16 protein-coding genes are annotated in these 13,848 nt (G+C 65.4%); 9 read left to right on the top strand and 7 right to left on the bottom strand.

Annotation, left to right across the window (positions count from 1 at the left end):
- Positions 1-41: 41 nt before the first annotated feature.
- The 3 genes from polA to AC0J5K_RS16930 form a co-directional block, all read right to left on the bottom strand.
- Entirely contained in the window at positions 42-2,840 is a 2,799-nt protein-coding gene (gene polA / locus AC0J5K_RS16940) for a DNA polymerase I (protein ID WP_074836482.1), read from the bottom strand.
- A 100-nt stretch (positions 2,841-2,940) separates the two neighbouring features.
- On the bottom strand, positions 2,941-3,558 hold the full coding sequence (locus AC0J5K_RS16935) for a Pr6Pr family membrane protein (RefSeq protein ID WP_048533516.1): 618 nt from the start codon (positions 3,556-3,558) through the stop codon (positions 2,941-2,943).
- The gene (locus AC0J5K_RS16930) at positions 3,555-3,740 is read right to left on the bottom strand and encodes a zinc-finger domain-containing protein (RefSeq protein WP_048533515.1); all 186 of its coding nucleotides are present in this window, start codon (positions 3,738-3,740) and stop codon (positions 3,555-3,557) included. Before AC0J5K_RS16930 ends, AC0J5K_RS16935 begins: the two co-directional genes overlap by 4 nt.
- 159 nt (positions 3,741-3,899) lie before the next feature.
- Between AC0J5K_RS16930 and AC0J5K_RS16925 the strand changes: the two genes are divergently transcribed.
- Entirely contained in the window at positions 3,900-4,907 is a 1,008-nt protein-coding gene (locus tag AC0J5K_RS16925) for a mechanosensitive ion channel family protein (protein WP_244526480.1), read from the top strand.
- Positions 4,908-4,972: 65 nt separating this feature from the next.
- Positions 4,973-5,911, top strand: coding sequence for an ABC transporter ATP-binding protein (locus tag AC0J5K_RS16920; RefSeq protein WP_048533513.1), 939 nt, complete (start codon positions 4,973-4,975; stop codon positions 5,909-5,911).
- A 6-nt stretch (positions 5,912-5,917) separates the two neighbouring features.
- Here AC0J5K_RS16920 and dalA read toward each other — a convergent pair whose 3' ends face one another.
- Positions 5,918-6,547 (bottom strand): divisome-associated lipoprotein DalA, encoded by a 630-nt coding sequence (gene dalA, locus AC0J5K_RS16915; protein ID WP_083416013.1) that lies wholly within the window; start codon positions 6,545-6,547, stop codon positions 5,918-5,920.
- A 166-nt stretch (positions 6,548-6,713) separates the two neighbouring features.
- Between dalA and AC0J5K_RS16910 the strand changes: the two genes are divergently transcribed.
- Both AC0J5K_RS16910 and AC0J5K_RS16905 read left to right on the top strand, forming a co-directional pair.
- A complete protein-coding gene (locus tag AC0J5K_RS16910) occupies positions 6,714-7,307 on the top strand; it encodes a L,D-transpeptidase (protein WP_048533512.1) in 594 nt (197 codons plus the stop codon).
- Positions 7,308-7,459: 152 nt separating this feature from the next.
- Positions 7,460-7,654, top strand: a complete 195-nt coding sequence (locus AC0J5K_RS16905) for a hypothetical protein (protein ID WP_048533511.1) — start codon at positions 7,460-7,462, stop codon at positions 7,652-7,654.
- A gap of 89 nt (positions 7,655-7,743) precedes the next feature.
- Here AC0J5K_RS16905 and hemH read toward each other — a convergent pair whose 3' ends face one another.
- Together hemH and AC0J5K_RS16895 are read right to left on the bottom strand one after the other, a co-directional pair.
- Entirely contained in the window at positions 7,744-8,811 is a 1,068-nt protein-coding gene (hemH, locus tag AC0J5K_RS16900) for a ferrochelatase (RefSeq protein WP_048533510.1), read from the bottom strand.
- A 54-nt stretch (positions 8,812-8,865) separates the two neighbouring features.
- A complete protein-coding gene (locus AC0J5K_RS16895) occupies positions 8,866-9,678 on the bottom strand; it encodes a methyltransferase domain-containing protein (protein WP_274561862.1) in 813 nt (270 codons plus the stop codon).
- A 17-nt stretch (positions 9,679-9,695) separates the two neighbouring features.
- Between AC0J5K_RS16895 and AC0J5K_RS16890 the strand changes: the two genes are divergently transcribed.
- From AC0J5K_RS16890 to AC0J5K_RS16875, 4 genes are read left to right on the top strand one after another with little or no spacing between them, the layout of a single operon-like run.
- Entirely contained in the window at positions 9,696-10,427 is a 732-nt protein-coding gene (locus AC0J5K_RS16890; protein WP_074836479.1) for a ComF family protein, read from the top strand.
- 29 nt (positions 10,428-10,456) lie between these two features.
- Positions 10,457-10,717, top strand: a complete 261-nt coding sequence (gene grxC / locus AC0J5K_RS16885) for a glutaredoxin 3 (RefSeq protein ID WP_048533507.1) — start codon at positions 10,457-10,459, stop codon at positions 10,715-10,717.
- Positions 10,717-11,547: a carbon-nitrogen hydrolase family protein gene (locus AC0J5K_RS16880; RefSeq protein ID WP_274561858.1), complete on the top strand. Its 831-nt coding sequence runs from the start codon at positions 10,717-10,719 to the stop codon at positions 11,545-11,547. The genes grxC and AC0J5K_RS16880 overlap by 1 nt, the downstream gene beginning before the upstream one ends.
- Complete coding sequence (locus AC0J5K_RS16875; RefSeq protein ID WP_048533505.1) at positions 11,547-11,993, top strand: MarR family winged helix-turn-helix transcriptional regulator; 447 nt, start codon at positions 11,547-11,549, stop codon at positions 11,991-11,993. Before AC0J5K_RS16880 ends, AC0J5K_RS16875 begins: the two co-directional genes overlap by 1 nt.
- 87 nt (positions 11,994-12,080) lie before the next feature.
- On the opposite strand, the gene ubiG is transcribed toward AC0J5K_RS16875, so the two are convergent.
- The gene (gene ubiG / locus AC0J5K_RS16870; protein ID WP_274561855.1) at positions 12,081-12,827 is read right to left on the bottom strand and encodes a bifunctional 2-polyprenyl-6-hydroxyphenol methylase/3-demethylubiquinol 3-O-methyltransferase UbiG; all 747 of its coding nucleotides are present in this window, start codon (positions 12,825-12,827) and stop codon (positions 12,081-12,083) included.
- A gap of 49 nt (positions 12,828-12,876) precedes the next feature.
- On the opposite strand from ubiG, the gene pip reads away from it, so the two are divergent.
- The gene (pip, locus tag AC0J5K_RS16865) at positions 12,877-13,848 is read left to right on the top strand and encodes a prolyl aminopeptidase (protein WP_048533503.1); all 972 of its coding nucleotides are present in this window, start codon (positions 12,877-12,879) and stop codon (positions 13,846-13,848) included.

The following is a 13,848-nucleotide window of genomic DNA, read 5'->3' as shown; positions in this document are numbered from 1 at the left end:
CCCGGATCAGGTCCGGGGCGCGCCCGCCAAAGTCGCCCCGATCAATGCGCCTCCGCCCAGTTGGCCCCTTGCCCGGCATCCGCCACCAGCGGCACGTCGAGCTTCACCACCGGGTCTGCCGCGCCTTCCATCACCGCGCGCGCCACCGAAATCAGCTCTTCGGCCGCCGCCGCATCCACCTCGAACAAGAGTTCGTCGTGCACCTGCAACAACATCCGGGCCGGCAGCCCCGCAATCGCCTCGGGCATGCGGATCATCGCCCGGCGGATGATATCCGCCGCCGTGCCCTGGATCGGCGCGTTGATCGCCGCGCGTTTGGCGAATCCGGCGTGCGGCCCCTTGGCGCCGATCTCGGGTGTGTGAATCTGCCGCCCAAAGAGCGTTTCGACGCGCTTGTGTTCCTTGGCGAAGGCCACGGTCTGATCCATGTATTCCTTGATCCCCGGGAAGCGCTCGAAATAGCGGTCGATGAAGCCCTGGGCATCGGCGCGCGGGATCCGCAGGTTGCGCGCTAGGCCGAAGCCGGAAATGCCGTAGATGACGCCAAAGTTGATCGCCTTGGCCTGTCGCCGCACCTCGGGTGTCATCTCGTCCAGCGGCACGCCGAACATTTCCGAGGCGGTGGCGGCGTGGATGTCCTGACCCTCGCGGAAGGCCTCTTTCAACGCGTCGATGCCGGCGATATGCGCCAGGATGCGCAGTTCGATCTGGCTGTAGTCGAGCGAGACCAGCACATTGCCCGGCTCGGCCACGAAAGCCTCGCGGATGCGGCGGCCTTCCTCGGTGCGGATCGGGATGTTTTGCAGGTTGGGGTCGGTCGAGGCGAGACGCCCGGTGTTGGCCCCGGCAATCGAATAACAGGTGTGCACCCGCCCGGTGTCGGGATGGATATGCTCTTGCAGCGCGTCGGTATAGGTGGATTTCAGCTTCGACAACTGCCGCCAGTCCAGCACCCGCGCCGGCAGGTCGTGCAGCGTCGCCAGATCCTCGAGGATATCGGCGCCGGTGCCATAGGCGCCGGTCTTGCCCTTCTTGCCGCCTTCGATGCCCATCTCGTCGAACAGGATCTCGCCCAGCTGCTTGGGCGAGCCGACGTTGAACTTGCGCCCCGCCAGCTCGTGGATCTCGTCCTCCAGCGCCGCCATCTTCTGGGAAAAGGCGTTCGACATGCGCGAGAGCGTGTCGCGGTCGACCTTGATGCCATGCATCTCCATCTCCGCCAGCACCGGCACCAGCGGCCGTTCCATCCGTTCATAAACCCGGGTCACGCTCTTGCGGTGCAGTTGCGGCTTGAAGGCCTGCCAGAGCCGCAGCGTGATGTCGGCATCCTCGGCCGCATAGCCGACGGCCTTGTCGATCGCGACCCTGTCAAAGGTGATCTGGGCCTTGCCGGTGCCCAGCAGCTCCTTGATCGGGATCGGGCTGTGCGACAGGTAGCGTTCCGAGAGCGCGTCCATGCCATGATTGTGCAGCCCGGCGTTCATCGCATAAGACATCAGCATGGTGTCGTCGATCGGCGCCACGTTGATGCCGTTGCGGGCCAGAATCTTGGCGTCATACTTCATGTTCTGGCCGATCTTGAGCACCGCCGGATCCTCGAACACCGGCTTCAGCAGCGCCAGGCATTCCTCGAGGTCCATCTGCCCCTCGGCCAGATCGTCCGAGCCGAAGAGATCGTCGGTGCCGGCGGCGCGATGGGCCAGCGGGATGTAGCAGGCCTGTCCCGGCGTGACACAGAGCGAGAGGCCCACCAGATCGGCGCGCATCTCGTTGAGCCCGGTGGTCTCGGTGTCCACCGCCACATAGCCCCGGTCGTTGATCCGGTCGATCCAGAGCTGAAGCGCCGCGGCGTCGCGCACGCATTCATAGGTCTCCGGGGCGATAGGCACCTGCTCGGCCTGCGCCTCCGGCGCCTCTTGCACCGGCTCCGGGATCGCCGGCGCCTCGACGCCCAGCTTGTCGGAAATGCGCTTGGTCAGGGTGCGGAATTCCATCTCGGACAGAAAGGCCAGCAGCGTCTCGGCATGCGGGTCGCGCACTTCCAGATCGTCCAGCGTGAAGGGCAGGACCATGTCGCAATCAAGCTGCACCAGCTTCTTGGAAATCTCGATCTGTTCGCGTTTCTCGATCAGGGTCTGGCGGCGCTTGGGCTGCTTGATCTCGGCGGCGCGGTCGAGCAGATCCTCGAGCGAGCCGTATTCGTTGATCAAGAGCGCGGCGGTCTTGATGCCGATGCCGGGCGCGCCGGGCACGTTGTCGACGCTGTCGCCGGCCAGGGCCTGTACATCCACCACCCGCTCCGGCCCGACGCCGAATTTCTCCATCACGCCCTCGCGGTCGATGCGCTTGTTCTTCATCGGGTCGAGCATGTCGACGCCGTCGCCCACGAGCTGCATCAGATCCTTGTCAGATGACAATATGGTCACCCGCCCCCCGGCCGCGCGCGCCTGGCAGGCGAGGGTGGCGATGATGTCATCGGCCTCGAAGCCTTCCAGCTCCTTGCAGGCGATGTTGAACGCCTCGGTGGCGCGGCGGGTCAGCGGGATTTGCGGCCGCAGATCCTCGGGCATCGCCTCGCGATTGGCCTTGTAGAGATCGTAGAGGTCGTTGCGGAAGGTATGGCTGCCCTTGTCGAAGATCACCGCCACATGGGTCGGCGCATTGGGGCCGGCGTTGTCCTCGACGAACTTCTGCAACATGTTGCAGAACCCTGAGACCGCGCCGATCGGCAGCCCGTCGGACTTGCGCGTCAGCGGCGGCAGCGCGTGATAGGCACGAAAGATATAGGCCGATCCGTCGATCAGATGCAGATGGCATCCCTTGCCGAATTGTTGCGACATTGCGCATCCCTCCACTGGCGTCGGCCCGTTTCATGCCACGCCCGGCCGGGCAAGGCCAGCCGCCCTCTGCGTCTCTTTTTCGGTTCCGCGGTTTCCGGCCTCAGCCGTGCTGCGCCAGCTGCCGGACCGAGAGCATGCGCGCCACTAGCAGGATGATGCCGCCGAGCACCGCGAAGGCGGCAATCAGCCCGGCGATGTTGATCAGCACCTGCACCAGCCCCTGTTCGGGGATGTCGAGGAAGAAATAGGGATAGACCCCGTCGAACGCGGCGCGGCCCAGCGCATAGAAGCAATAGACCGCCGGAAAGGCCAGCCAGGCGGGCAGAGCGGCCGGGCGGGCGCGTTCTTTCGGTTCGAAGGCCAGCCAGTGCAGTACGAACCAGATCGGCACCACGGTATGCAGCATCTCGTCGAGCAGCAGCTCGAGCCCGGCATAATCGCTGAGATGGGCCAGCAGCGCGTGATAGACGAGGCCGACGGCGGCAATCGCCATCACCAGCCCGCCGCTGATCCGCCCGTCAAGCCGACCGCGCAGGGCGATCAGCCCGGCGGCCAGGGCCACGGCGGTATTGGTCCAGATGGTGAAATAGCGATAGATCCCCCAGAGCGCCTCGGGCAGCGTGGTGCCATTGGCTTCCATGTTGAGCGCGATGCGGGTGGCGAGCGTTGCCACCACCGCCAGTGCCAGAAGCCCCGCCGAGACGCGACGCAGCGTCATTTTTCCGCCGCCTCGGCGAAATCGCGGTGCACGTATTTGGTGTCGCAATAGGGGCATTCGACCCAGCCGGTCTTGGCCGGGATCATCAGCCAGACGCGGGGATGGCCCAGCGCGGATTCGCCGCCGTCGCAGGCAACCCGGTTGGCGGCAACGATCTTGGTTTCGGGCGGGGCGATGGTCATGTCAGTCTCGCTTGTTTCCGGTCGGCGCGGCGGGCCGCGCAATCGGGCTGCATGATAGCGATCCATGGCGCTTCGGCAAGAGCTTCGGCCCGGCCCGCTTGACCTCGCAGGCGGCCGCGCCATGTCCTTTGCCACGTGCAGCACGAAAGGCGGGACAGGATGGAGCAGGACGAAACCGGGATCGAACAGGTTGACGCGGACGTCGGCAACATCTTTGAAAAGATCGATACCTGGCTCGACGGCTTCTTTCGCCTGCTGCCGAACCTCGCGGTCGGCCTTGTCGTGCTCTTGTTGTTCTGGTTTGCCGCCGGCTGGATCGGCCGCCTTCTGGCGCGCGCGGGCCACAAGCACGACCGCCCGAGCCTGGGCGACGTCGGCGGCGCGCTGGTGCGCTGGGCGATCATCATTGTCGGCGTCATGCTGGCGATCACCATCATTGCGCCCTCGGTGACGCCGGGCGATCTCTTTGCCGGCCTCGGCATCTCTTCGGTGGCCATCGGTTTTGCCTTCAAGGACATCCTGCAAAACATGCTGGCCGGCATCCTGATCCTGCTGCGCCAGCCCTTCGAAGTCGGCGATCAGATCGTCTCGGGCGGTTTCGAAGGCACGGTCGAACGGATCGAGACCCGGGCGACGCTGATCAAGACCTATGACGGCCGCCGGGTCGTCATCCCCAATGCCGACATCTATACCGATGCCGTCACCGTCAATACCGCCTATGACACCCGGCGCTCGCAATATGACATCCAGATCGGCTGTTCCGACGATTTCGACCGCGCCTGCAAGATCATGGTCGAGACCTGCACTCAGGTCGACGGCGTGCTGGGCGATCCGGCCCCCGAGGCGCTGCCCTGGTCGATGGATGCCGACGGCAACACGGTCCGGCTGCGCTGGTGGACGAAATCGCCGCGCGCCGACGTGGTGCAAGTCTTTGCGCGGGTGATCAAGGAGGTCTACAACGCGCTCGATGCCAAGGGGGTCGACATGCCCTATCCGACGCGGATGGTGCTGTTTCACGACCAGACCGAAGAGACCGACGGCGACCGCAACGCGCAGCGCGAAGGCTGGCCGGCCAATGCCGATGGCAAAAATCCCCGTGCGGCGCGGATCGAAACCGCGCTGTCGCGGCGGGGCGACGCCGGCGACAAAGCGGAGACGCCGGCCTGATTGCCGGTTTAAGCCGGGCCTCAGGCACGGTATCCCAAGGGCGTCACGATCAAACGGAACTCTGCATGACCCAGTCAGCCATCGAGATTCGCGGCTTGAAAAAGACCTATGCCGCGCAAAAGAATGCCCCTGCCAAGGAGGCGCTGAAAGGGATCGATCTCGATATCCCCGAGGGCTCGGTCTTTGGCCTGCTCGGCCCCAATGGCGCGGGCAAGTCGACGCTGATCAACATCCTCGCCGGGCTGGTGATCAAGACCGCGGGCTCGGTCAAGATCTGGGGCTTCGACCAGGATGTGAACCCGCGCCAGTCGCGCGCCGCCATCGGCGTGATGCCGCAGGAGCTGAATCTCGATCCGTTCTTTGCCCCGCGCGCCGCGCTCGAGGTGCAGGCCGGGCTCTACGGCGTGCCGAAATCGGAACGTCGGAGCGACGAGATCCTTGCCATGGTCGGGCTCGAGGACAAGGCCAATGCCTATGCCCGCACACTGTCGGGCGGGATGCGGCGGCGGCTGCTGTTGGGCAAGGCGCTGGTGCATCATCCACGCATACTCGTGCTCGATGAACCGACCGCCGGGGTCGACATCGAGCTGCGGCAGATGCTTTGGGACAACGTGCGCAAGCTCAACCGCGAGCGAGGCATGACGATCATACTGACGACGCATTACCTCGAAGAGGCCGAGGAAATGTGCGACGAGATCGCCATCGTCAACCACGGCGAGGTGGCGGCACGGGATTCCACCGCCAACCTGCTGGGGCGGCTGGATGCCAAGGCGATGGTCATTCACCCCGAAGGCGCGGTCGAGACCCTGCCCGAGGCGCCGGGGCTGGATGTCAGCCGCAAGGGCGATGCGATCTTCGTGCAGTACCGCAGCCAGGACACCAGCGCCGAGGACGTTTTGGGCGCGGTGCGGGCCGCGGGTATCCGCATTCGCGACGTCAAGACCCAGGAGGCCGATCTCGAAGACGTCTTCCTGTCGCTCACCCGGTCGCGGGCGGCGGTTTGACGGCGTTCAGGAGCCGTCTTCGGACAGGTTGATCGCGGCGGCGGCGATATCCTCGATCGGTTGCAGGCCGGCCGGGCCGGTGGCGATCGCGGCATCTGGCCGATAGCCCGGCGCGCCGGGGGCACCCAGAACCATGGTCCACCAGATCTTGCCGTTGGATTCCTGGAAGTAGGCAAAGCCCATGTCGCGGGCATCGGGCGCGAGGATCACGTCGCGCGTGCCCGGCTCTTCCATCCAGGCGGCCAGGGTTTCCAGCTCGGTCTCATAGGTTTCCGAGATCGCCTCGCCCAGCATCCGGCCGCGATAGCCGACCCGCGCCACCCGGTCGATCGGCGAAGAGCCGTCAGAGCCGAAGTGCCAGGGCCGGTTCTGCACTGACATGTCGCGCGCATGGGTGGCGGCGGCGGCGTTGAGCTGGGCGTTGAGCTGCACGTTTGCCAGCCCGCGCGCTTCGCGCAGAGCGTTGACCGCGTCGAGCATGCGGAACTGCACCCGGCCTTCGTCGCCGGCGCCGAGGCGATAGACCTTGGGCAGCGGCTTGCCGTCGGGGCCAAGCTGCGGCGGGCCCGAGGGCGTCGTGGTGCAGGCCGCAACCAGAAAGACCAGAGGCAGAAGCAGGACTGCGAAACGTTTCATGACTGGATCCACCCGAAATTCGTTTTGTCCGACTTATCCGGAAAGCAGTGGCCTTTCAAACCCACCTCGGCGGCGATCCGCGCGCTGACGGCGGTTTGATTTGCGACTGAGGCTTTCGCGCACTAAAATTGTCGTGATCATGACGGCGTTTGCGAGGAACGGGATTATGACCAAGACTTCAGCGACTCAATTAAATCGCCGCGCCTTCGTGGCCGGATCCGCCGCACTGATCGGCGCGCCCGCACTGGCGCAGACCCAGGGCAGCATCGAGATCGAGCAGGATATCTCCTCGGCGGTGCGGCGCAATATCTCGAGCTTTCGATCGCTCGACTGGCGGCCCTATTTCAATTCGCTCTCCAACGGCGCGATCCTCGTCGACATCACCAGCCGGGCGCTGCACTACTGGTCGCAGAACGGCGAGACCTACCGGCTTTATCCCACCTCGGTGCCGCTGACCGAAGATCTGACGCGACGCGGCCGCACCTCGGTGATCCGCAAGGTCGAGGGGCCGGAATGGCGCCCCACGCCGTCGATGAAAAAGCGCAATCCCGAGTGGCCGGATTACGTCGGTCCGGGGCCTGACAATCCGCTTGGAACCCATGCGCTCTATCTGAGTTGGACCTACTACCGTATCCACGGCACACATGACACGCGCAAGATCGGCCGTCGCTCGTCGAACGGCTGTATTGGCCTTTATAATCAGCACATTGCGGAACTTTTCAGCCGGGCCAAAGTGGGCACACAAGTGTTGCTAATTTGACGACAAATCGGCGCTCTGCGAGAGCCCACAACAAAGATGAGTTTGCAATCCCCCAGATAAGCTGCTTAGAAAAAAACCACGAGGTAAGTCTTGGGTGCTTGCCGCAACCAGTATGGTTAAAGAGCGGTAAGTGAATATCTGGAGGATATGATATGAAGAAACTCGCACTCGCAGCGGCCCTGTCCGCAGCAGCTTCGACCGCATTCGCCGGTTCGTATGCAAAAGACGACGTCATCATCGAAGCACCGGTGATCGTTGAAGAAACCACGCAAGCATCCACGTCGGCCGGTATCCTGGTTCCGCTGATCCTGCTTGCCCTGGTTGTTGCTGTCGCTTCGGCTGACTAAGCACGACCTGATCGAAAAAAGAGAAAGCGGCGTCCTCGGGCGCCGCTTTTTCTATTCTGCATCGGGCCGGTTCGGCGCCGGCCGCCCGGTCAGTCGAGCCAGCCGCCGAGGTTCTCGCGGATCACCGTGCTCAGCGCCGCGATATGCGCCGGATCGTCGTTCAGGCAGGGCACATAGGTAAAGCGCGCGCCGCCGGCTTCTTCAAAGCTCTCGCGGATCTCTTCGTTGATCTCTTCCAGCGTCTCGATGCAATCGGCGGAAAATGCCGGCGCGATCACCGCGATGTTCTTTTTGCCGTCCTCGCGGGCCAGCCGCGCCACCTCGTCCACCGTGTAAGGCCGGAGCCAGTCCTCGGGGCCGAACTGCGACTGAAAGGTGGTGGTGATCTCGGTATCCGCCCAGCCCAACCGTTCCTTCAGCAGGCGCGTCGTCTTCTGGCATTGGCAGTGGTAGGGGTCGCCTTCCATCAGATAGCGCTTGGGCACCCCGTGGTAGGAACACACCAGGATATCCGGCCGCGTCTCGAGATCGGCGTAGCGCCGCTCGACCGATTGCGCCAGGGCGTCGATATAGGCGGGATGTTCGAAATAAGGATCGACGATGCGCGCCGTGGGTTGCCATTTCTCCTGCATCAGCGCCCGAAAGAACTGATCGTTGGCGGTGGCCGAAGTGGCCCCGGCATATTGCGGATAAAGCGGGAAAAACACGATCTTGGTGCAGCCGGCGGCGACCATCTCGCGCACCTTGGACCGGGTCGAGGGGTTGCCGTAGCGCATGCAGAATTCGACCATCACCCGGTCGCCGTACTGGTCGGTCAGGGTCTCGCGGATCGCGGCGGTCTGGGCCTTGGTGATCGTCATCAGCGGGCTTTCGTCGGCCTCGGTGTTCCAGATCGTGCGATAAGCCGCGCCCGAGGTGAAAGGCCGCTTGCTCAGGATGATGAGCTGCAACAGCGGCTGCCATTTCCACGCCGGATAGTCGATCACCCGCTTGTCTGACAGGAATTCGCCCAGATAGCGGCGCATCGACCAGTAATCGGTGCCGTCCGGCGTGCCGAGGTTGGCCAGAAGGATGCCCACTTTCTGCGCCGGTATCGCGGGGTGGTCTTTCGGGGCATGGGCCGGGCAGGTGGCTCCGGGCTGGCTGGTGTCGCGCATCAGGGTCTCCGCTGGCATAGGATCGGGAGACAGATAACGACTGTCCCCCCGCCGTCAATCATTCAGCTTGGTTTCACGGGTTGCCAATGCGTCAGCCAGCCGCGCCTTGGCCGATCCCGGCCGCAGCGGCTGCGGCTGGCTCTCGTCGGGCGCCCAGCCGGTGAGCACGATGATTTCGAAAGTGGCGGGGATACGGCCGCCGGCATCGGCATGGGCCTCGCCATAGATCTCGGCGGCGCGGAGCAGCACCGCGCGGCGGGTCGGATGGCGCAGGCGCGCGTCCAGCGCATTGGCCTCGCCCATCGCCCGCAGATCGCGCATCAGGTGCAGCGCCGAGGCATAGGTCACAGTGAGCGCAAAGGCATCGGCCACCGGCAGGGCAAAGCCCGCGCGCTGCAACAGCCCGCCCATGTCGCGGATCTCGGCCATCGGCGCGATGCGCGGCGACAACCCTCCGGTGACCTCGGCCTCGGCGGTGGCAAGGCAGGCGCGCAGCTCTTGCAGGGTGCGGCCGCCGAACAGCGAGGCAAGAAAGAAGCCATCGGGCCGAAGTGCGCGGCGGCATTGGATCAACTGGCCGACCGGGTCTTCGGCCCAGTGCAGCGTGTGGCTGTGCAGGATCAGGTCATGCGCCTGCTGATCAAGTGCCAGAGTGTCGCTGTCGGCCACCAGCCGCGCCCCGGGCAGCGTGCCCCGCCAGATCTGCGGCTGGCCGGTGACGATCGCCGGCGCCGTAAAGGTTCTGTTAACCAATGTCAGCCGATCCTGAAGGTCGTCGCGCGCGGTCTGAAACAGGAACAGCGCCTCCTGACGGGCGCGCTGACGGTTGCGGGCGAGGGCCGCGGTATCGGTGAGGCGTGGCTGCATGTGGGGTAGATAGAGCCATGGGAGAGATTGTTCAAACCGCTCTGCGGATGATCTATCCGCCGCAATGTCTGATCTGCCGCGAGATGGTCGAAAGCGATTTCGGTCTCTGCGGGGCCTGCTGGCGCGACACGCCGTTTCTGGGCGGGCTGGTCTGTGACGGCTGCGGCACGCCCCTGCCGGGCAGCAACCCCGACGAGATCGCCCACTGCGATGCCTGTCTGGCCTATCCGCGCGGCTGGGACCGGGCCCGCGCGGCGCTGCTCTATCATGATAATGGCCGGCGGCTGGTGTTGGGGATGAAACACAATGACCGCAATGACATCGCCCGCATCGGCGCGCTCTGGCTGGCCCGCGTGCTGCGGCCGCTGATCCTGCCGCAGATGCTGGTGGCGCCGGTGCCGCTGCACTGGCTGCGGCTGATGTCACGCCGTTACAATCAATCCGCGCGGCTGGCCAGGGCGCTGGCGGGCGAGCTGGGTCTGTCCTACTGCCCCGATCTGCTGCAACGGGTGCGGCGCACCCGCAGTCTTGGCCGGATGACGGGGGAGGAGCGGCGCGCCGTGCTGGCGGGCGCGATCCGGCTGCACCCCGGACGGCGGCATCGGGTGGCGGCGCACCGCCCGGTGCTGCTGATCGACGATGTTCTGACCACCGGCGCGACGCTCTCGGCCTGTGGCGCGGCGCTGCGTGCGGCGGGCGCCGGGCCGATATGCGCCGGTGTACTGGCAAGAGCGGTGCGGGAGGACTAGGTAAGGGGCAACAGCAAAGGAAAGCCAGAATGCCCCGGATTGAAATCTACACCTCGCCGCTCTGCGGCTTCTGTCACGCCGCCAAACGGCTGCTGGACCAGAAGGGTGTTGCCTATGACGAGATCGACGTGCTGCAAAACCCCGACCGCAAGCCCGAGATGATCCAGCGCGCCAATGGCGGCCGTACCGTGCCGCAGATCTTCGTGGGCGAAACCCATGTCGGCGGCTGTGACGACCTGTTTGCGCTGGAACGCTCCGGCAAGCTCGACCCGCTGCTCGACGCCGCCTGATGCGCAGCGCGCTGCTGCAACTGTCGTCCACCGACGATCCGGCGGAAAACCTCGCCATCACGGCGGCGCGGATCGACGCCGCGGTGACCGAGGGCGCGGGGTTCGTTCTGACGCCCGAGGTGACGAATTGCGTCTCGGCCAGCCGGTCCCGGCAGCAGGCGGTGCTGCAACAGGAGAAAGACGACATCACGCTCGCCGGATTGCGCGATCTGGCGGCGCGGCGGGGGATCTGGCTCTCGATCGGGTCGCTGGCGTTGAAAACCGGCGCGGCCGACGGGCGTTTCGCCAACCGCTCCTTCCTGATCGGACCGGCGGGCGACATCGTCGCGCGGTATGACAAGATCCACATGTTCGACGTGCAGGTCAGCGAGACCGAGACCTATCGCGAAAGCGCGGGCTTCCGCCCCGGCACCGCGGCGGTGGTGGCCGAGACGCCCTTTGCCACCCTCGGCCTGAGCATCTGCTACGATCTGCGGTTCCCGCAGCTTTACCGCGCGCTGGCCCATGCCGGGGCCGAGGTGCTGCTGGTGCCATCGGCCTTTTCGCCGGTCACTGGCGCCGCCCATTGGCAACCGCTGCTGCGCGCCCGGGCGATCGAGAGCGGGGCCTGGGTGCTGGCGGCGGCGCAATGCGGCACGCATGATGCGGTGCGTGGCAAGCAGCGCACAACATATGGGCATTCCATGGCAGTGGCGCCCTGGGGTGAGATCCTGGCCGAGGCCGGCGAGGCGCCGGAGGTGCTTTGGGTTGACCTGAGCCGGGAAGCGGTGGACAAAGCCCGCGAGCGGGTGCCCTCGCTCACCCATGACCGTGACTTCACAGGACCCTGATGGCCGATCAGACTGCCAATGGCCTCGCGGTGGCGCTGTTCTCGGAGCTGTTCACCGCCGATCAGATGTTGCGCAACCGGCTCAGCCGGATGCTGCCCAAAGGCATGGAATTGTCGCATTTTTCGGTGCTCAACCACCTGGCGCGCTTCAAGCAGGAGCGGACGCCGGCGCAGCTTGCCCGGTCGTTTCACGTGACCCGGGGGGCGATGACCAACACGCTGAGCAAGCTCGAGGCGGCCGGGTTCATCCATATCCGGCCCGATTGGGACGACGCCCGGTCGAAGCTGGTGACGATCTCGCCGGCCGGGGTGCAGGCGCGGGATGCGGCGCTGGATGCGATCACGCCGCTGATCACCGATCTGGTGGGCGAACTGGGGCAGGAGCGGGTCCGGGCGGCGCTGCCGATCCTGCGCGACCTGCGGCTGAAGCTGGAAGACGAAGGCTGAGCGGGCGCCCTTGGGCCGGTGGCGGAGCGAGGGGCCAGCCCCTCGCGCTCCCCGCGGTATTTGAAGCAAGAGGACAGGGCGGGGGTATCAGGCCGGTTTCAGGCTGGTGGTGACATAGTTCACGCTCAGGTCGCGCGACGAGATCGACCAGCCCCAGGTGACCGGGTTGAAGACGAAGCCCTTGCGGTCGACCGGGTTCATGCCGGATTGCTTGAGCAGTTCGAACAGCTCTTCGGGGGTGATGAATTTCGACCATTCATGGGTGCCCCTGGGCAGCCAGCGCATCACCCATTCGGCGCCGAGGATGGCCATGGCAAAGCTCTTGGGGTTGCGGTTGATGGTCGAACAGATCTGCATGCCGCCGGGTTTCAGCAGGCGCTGGCAGGCGGTGAGATAGGCCGGCGGATCGGCGACATGTTCCACCACCTCCATGTTGAGCACCACGTCGAATTGTTCGCCCTGCTCCACCATCGCCTCGGCGGTGACATGCCGGTAGTCGATCTCGAGCCCCTGCTGTTCGGCGTGCAGCCGCGCCACCGGGATATTGCCGGCGGCGGCATCGGCGCCGACCACGGTGGCCCCGAGCCGCGCCATCGGTTCGCAGAGCAGCCCGCCGCCGCAGCCGATGTCGAGCAGGCGCAGCCCCTCGAAGGGGCGCGGCGCGCTCAGGTCGCGCGAGAACTCGCCGGCGATCTGGCTGGTGATATAGTCCAGCCGGCAGGGGTTGAGCATGTGCAGCGGCTTGAACTTGCCGGCGGGATCCCACCATTCGGCGGCCATCGCCTCGAATTTCGAGATTTCCGACGGATCGACTGTGGTCTGGGCGGTTTGCATGGCATGCTCCCTATGGTCTTTCGGTCCCTCGGTCTCATATAGGATGATTATGGACAAGTTCTCAGGCCAAAAGCGCGCAGTGCAATATCTCTATCCGCAGATCGATCCCTTCGATCAGCGCATGCTCGACGTCGGAGATGGCCACAAGGTCTATGTCGAGCAGTCCGGCCGGCCCGACGGCCTCCCGGTGGTGGTGCTGCATGGCGGCCCGGGCGGCGGATGCAGCCCGGCGATGCGGCGCTATTTCGACCCCCGGGTCTATCGTGTCGTGCTTTTCGATCAGCGCGGCTGTGGCCGGTCGCGGCCGCATGCCAGCGTCGAACACAACACCACCTGGCATCTGGTGGCGGATATCGAACGCATCCGCGAGGTGCTTGGCATCGGCCGGTGGACGGTCTTCGGCGGCAGCTGGGGCGCCACCCTGGCGCTGATCTATGCCGAGACCCACCCGGAGGCGGTGCGGGCGCTGGTGCTGCGCGGCGTTTTCATGATGACCCAGGCCGAGCTCCGCTGGTTCTATGGCGGCGGCGCCGGGCAGTTCTGGCCCGAAACCTGGCAGCGCTTTGCCGACCTGATCCCCGAGGACGAGCAGGACGACATGATCGCCGCCTATCACAAGCGGTTGTTTTCCGGCAATCTTCCCGAGGAAACCCGTTATGCCAAGGCCTGGTCGGCCTGGGAGAATGCGCTGGCCTCGGTCTATTCCTCGGGCCATGGCGGCGAGACGCCGGGGGAGTATGCCCGCGCCTTTGCCCGGCTCGAGAATCACTATTTCATCAATGGCGGTTTCCTGGATTACGACGGCCAGATCCTCGACCAGGTGGACCGCATCGCGCAGATCCCCGGCGTCATCGTGCAGGGCCGCTATGACATGATCTGCCCGCCGCGCCGCGCCTGGGAGCTGTCGCGCCGCTGGCCCAATTCCGAGCTGCGGATGATCCGCAATGCCGGCCATGCGCTGTCGGAGCCGGGCATCTCGGCGGAACTGGTGCGGGCGATGGACCATCTGGCCGAGCGCTGA

Source organism: Marinovum sp. E3 (genome assembly GCF_055755275.1).
This window is presented reverse-complemented; position numbering and strand designations above follow the sequence as displayed.

What these genes read in the sequence shown, in the direction of transcription:
- polA (WP_074836482.1), bottom strand. Translation starts at nt 2,840, where the DNA reads ATGTCGCAACAATTCGGCAAGGGATGCCATCTGCATCTGATCGACGGA.
- AC0J5K_RS16935 (WP_048533516.1), bottom strand. Translation starts at nt 3,558, where the DNA reads ATGACGCTGCGTCGCGTCTCGGCGGGGCTTCTGGCACTGGCGGTGGTG.
- AC0J5K_RS16930 (WP_048533515.1), bottom strand. Translation starts at nt 3,740, where the DNA reads ATGACCATCGCCCCGCCCGAAACCAAGATCGTTGCCGCCAACCGGGTT.
- AC0J5K_RS16925 (WP_244526480.1), top strand. Translation starts at nt 3,900, where the DNA reads ATGGAGCAGGACGAAACCGGGATCGAACAGGTTGACGCGGACGTCGGC.
- AC0J5K_RS16920 (WP_048533513.1), top strand. Translation starts at nt 4,973, where the DNA reads ATGACCCAGTCAGCCATCGAGATTCGCGGCTTGAAAAAGACCTATGCC.
- dalA (WP_083416013.1), bottom strand. Translation starts at nt 6,547, where the DNA reads ATGAAACGTTTCGCAGTCCTGCTTCTGCCTCTGGTCTTTCTGGTTGCG.
- AC0J5K_RS16910 (WP_048533512.1), top strand. Translation starts at nt 6,714, where the DNA reads ATGACCAAGACTTCAGCGACTCAATTAAATCGCCGCGCCTTCGTGGCC.
- AC0J5K_RS16905 (WP_048533511.1), top strand. Translation starts at nt 7,460, where the DNA reads ATGAAGAAACTCGCACTCGCAGCGGCCCTGTCCGCAGCAGCTTCGACC.
- hemH (WP_048533510.1), bottom strand. Translation starts at nt 8,811, where the DNA reads ATGCGCGACACCAGCCAGCCCGGAGCCACCTGCCCGGCCCATGCCCCG.
- AC0J5K_RS16895 (WP_274561862.1), bottom strand. Translation starts at nt 9,678, where the DNA reads ATGCAGCCACGCCTCACCGATACCGCGGCCCTCGCCCGCAACCGTCAG.
- AC0J5K_RS16890 (WP_074836479.1), top strand. Translation starts at nt 9,696, where the DNA reads ATGGGAGAGATTGTTCAAACCGCTCTGCGGATGATCTATCCGCCGCAA.
- grxC (WP_048533507.1), top strand. Translation starts at nt 10,457, where the DNA reads ATGCCCCGGATTGAAATCTACACCTCGCCGCTCTGCGGCTTCTGTCAC.
- AC0J5K_RS16880 (WP_274561858.1), top strand. Translation starts at nt 10,717, where the DNA reads ATGCGCAGCGCGCTGCTGCAACTGTCGTCCACCGACGATCCGGCGGAA.
- AC0J5K_RS16875 (WP_048533505.1), top strand. Translation starts at nt 11,547, where the DNA reads ATGGCCGATCAGACTGCCAATGGCCTCGCGGTGGCGCTGTTCTCGGAG.
- ubiG (WP_274561855.1), bottom strand. Translation starts at nt 12,827, where the DNA reads ATGCAAACCGCCCAGACCACAGTCGATCCGTCGGAAATCTCGAAATTC.
- pip (WP_048533503.1), top strand. Translation starts at nt 12,877, where the DNA reads ATGGACAAGTTCTCAGGCCAAAAGCGCGCAGTGCAATATCTCTATCCG.